At 62.5% G+C, this 2,608-nt stretch carries 2 protein-coding genes; one reads left to right on the top strand and one right to left on the bottom strand.

Annotated elements, in window-relative coordinates; all coding sequences use genetic code 11:
• Positions 1–128: 128 nt before the first annotated feature.
• The gene (locus FS320_RS41570) at positions 129–1,085 is read right to left on the bottom strand and encodes a threonine ammonia-lyase (protein WP_162003602.1); all 957 of its coding nucleotides are present in this window, start codon (positions 1,083–1,085) and stop codon (positions 129–131) included.
• A gap of 190 nt (positions 1,086–1,275) precedes the next feature.
• On the opposite strand from FS320_RS41570, the gene argE reads away from it, so the two are divergent.
• Complete coding sequence (gene argE, locus FS320_RS41565; protein ID WP_152718407.1) at positions 1,276–2,430, top strand: acetylornithine deacetylase; 1,155 nt, start codon at positions 1,276–1,278, stop codon at positions 2,428–2,430.
• Positions 2,431–2,608 lie beyond the last annotated feature (178 nt).

Below are 2,608 nucleotides of genomic sequence, written 5' to 3'. Positions count from 1 at the left end.
GATCAGCTCATTGCGTGTTGTCATGCTCACCTGCCTCATCATCGCCCCCGCAGCTCGCCAGAGCTCGGGAGCAAATCAGATGAGGCAACGATCCAAAATCAGGGAGCAATTCAGGCGATGCAATGCGTCTACCGGCGCCAAGCGTCGAGGTCGTCCAAAGATAGATTAGAGCCGCAGAGAACGAGTCCGACGACGCTATCATCCGGCAGGGATGAAACGACAGTCTCGGCAGCGGTCAAGACGCAGGCCGCGGCTGGCTCGCAGAGCAGCTTTTCCGTCTGGAGGAGCCAGCTCACATCGGCGATGACCGGCTGGTCTTCCACCAGCAAAATCTCCTTCAGGAAGAGTTTGGCGGCCGCAACGGTCCGGTGCGTGGCGAAGGGAGCGGCCAGGGTTCGGGCGATGGAGGTCGGGCGGATTGTCACCGGCTGATCGGCCTTGAGCGCCTCCGTCATGGTTTGCGCACCCGTCGGTTCCACACCATAGACGGTGAGCGATGGCCGTTTTGCTTTCAGGGCTGCCGCCACGCCGGACATGAAGCCGCCGCCGCCGATCGAGACGAACACGTGGGTGAGGTCGGGAATATCGTCGAGGAATTCGAGCCCGAGGGTGCCGTGACCTGCGATGATGGCAGGATCGTCATAGGGATGGACGAAGAGCCGGCCATGGCGCTGATAATCCTCGGCCTTGGCGAAGGCTTCCGCCGCATCGTCGCAGAGTTCTACGCGAGCGCCGAATTTCGTTGTCAGGTCGATGTTGAACCGCGCGGCCGTCTTCGGCATCAGAACGAGGGCATCGAGACCAAGCGTTCCAGCGACCCTGGCGACGGCGATGGCATGATTCCCGCCCGAGACCGTGACGAGGCCGCGTCCGCGCTCCTCGTCGCTCAAAGTCAGCACCTTGTTGAAGACGCCTCTGACCTTGAAGGAGCCGGCAAGCTGCAGCGCTTCCATTTTCAGGGCGGTGCGGCGGCCGAGGCGGGCCGACACGTCGGTACTCTCATAGGCAGGGGTGCGTCTGACACGCCCGGCAATCCGGCCACGGGCGGCTTCGATGTCGGAGAGCATCACGTCAAAAATGGTCATGAAGGTGTCCGTCGGGCAGGGCGCGCTTGAGGAGTGAACGGCTGATCGGATCATGGCGGGCAGCGCGATCATGCGAGCGACGTCGTTGCTTAGTCAACGGGCACTGGGCGAAATGAACGCCGATAAAACCGGCTTGACCGCAGGCTCAATAGGATCGGATGCTTACATCTGACCCAAGGAGATGTGCCTGATGTCCCTGTCACCCCGCGAAATGCTCTCGCGTCTGGTTGCCTTCCCGAGCGTTTCGACCAGCAGCAACCTCGACATCATCGGGTTCTGCCGGGACTGGCTGAACAGCCATGGCGTCGAAAGCCATGTCGTCATGAGCCCGGAGGGCGACAAGGCCAATCTCTATGCCACCATCGGACCGCAGGTCGAAGGCGGGATCGTCCTGTCTGGCCACACCGATGTGGTGCCGGTCGAAGGGCAGAACTGGTCGACCGATCCGTGGACGCTCACGGAGAGAAACGGTCGCCTCTACGGACGTGGCGCGACCGACATGAAAGGCTTCGATGCCCTTGTTCTGGCGCTTGTGCCCGAGATGGTGCGCGCGCCGCTCAAGCGGCCGGTTCACATCGCCCTGTCCTACGATGAGGAGATTGCCTGCCGGGGTGCGCCGTCGATGGTGCAAGCGATGGCACGGTCCATCCCGGCGCCTTCCGCCGTGATCGTCGGTGAGCCGACCCGCCATGCAGTGGTGACGGGGCATAAGGCTTCCGTGCAGCTGCGCACCCAGGTCACGGGATACGCCGTTCACTCAAGCCGGATCGACCAGGGTGTGAGTGCTGTCATGAACGCAGCGCGCCTGATCACTTGGCATGAGGACGTGATGGAGGAGAATCGCCGCCGGGTCGATCCGGAGAATCCGTTCGAACCGCCCTACACGACGCTGCATTGCGGCATGATGGCCGGCGGCAATGCCGCCAATGTGGTCTCGTCCTCTGCCTGGTTCTTCAGCGACATTCGGGCGATCCCGACAGAGAGCCCCATGGATTACCTGGCCCGCTACGAGGCTTATATCCGCGATGTCGTCGAGCCCCGGATGAAGGCTATTGCGCCCGATACGGGCATTGCCGTCGAGGTCATCGCCGAGGTGCCGGGCCTCAAGCCTGAGACGGACGGCGCGGCCGAGCGCCTGATGCGTCGCCTGACCGGCGACAACGGCATCCATGTCGTGTCCTACGGCACGGAGGCGGGACTGTTCCAGCGCGTCGGCTGGTCGACCGTGGTGTGTGGACCCGGTGACATCGCTCAGGCCCACCAGCCGGATGAATACATCGAGGTCAGCGAATTCCAGGCCGGGGAGGCAGTCCTGCGCCGTCTGATCGCAGATCTCTGTGCCTAAATGCTGAGCAAGATGGTCCAAGTCGGGGCTAGAGCGCGTTGACATTCAGGCTTTCGACGGACTCGCAAATCTGATTCAAGCTCCTTTTGGGCGCGGAGGCTTGGGTGAGCGGAGTTCGTCTGATGTTGAAAGATCACCAGTGGGATCGGATGGAGCCGCATTTGCCGGGCAAACGCAT

It is taken from the genome of Microvirga tunisiensis (genome assembly GCF_009296175.1).
GTDB lineage: Bacteria > Pseudomonadota > Alphaproteobacteria > Rhizobiales > Beijerinckiaceae > Microvirga > Microvirga tunisiensis.
This window is presented reverse-complemented; position numbering and strand designations above follow the sequence as displayed.

Bases quoted from the DNA above. Each gene is read 5' to 3' on its own strand.
- FS320_RS41570 (WP_162003602.1), bottom strand. From the start codon at position 1,085: ATGACCATTTTTGACGTGATGCTCTCCGACATCGAAGCCGCCCGTGGC.
- argE (WP_152718407.1), top strand. From the start codon at position 1,276: ATGTCCCTGTCACCCCGCGAAATGCTCTCGCGTCTGGTTGCCTTCCCG.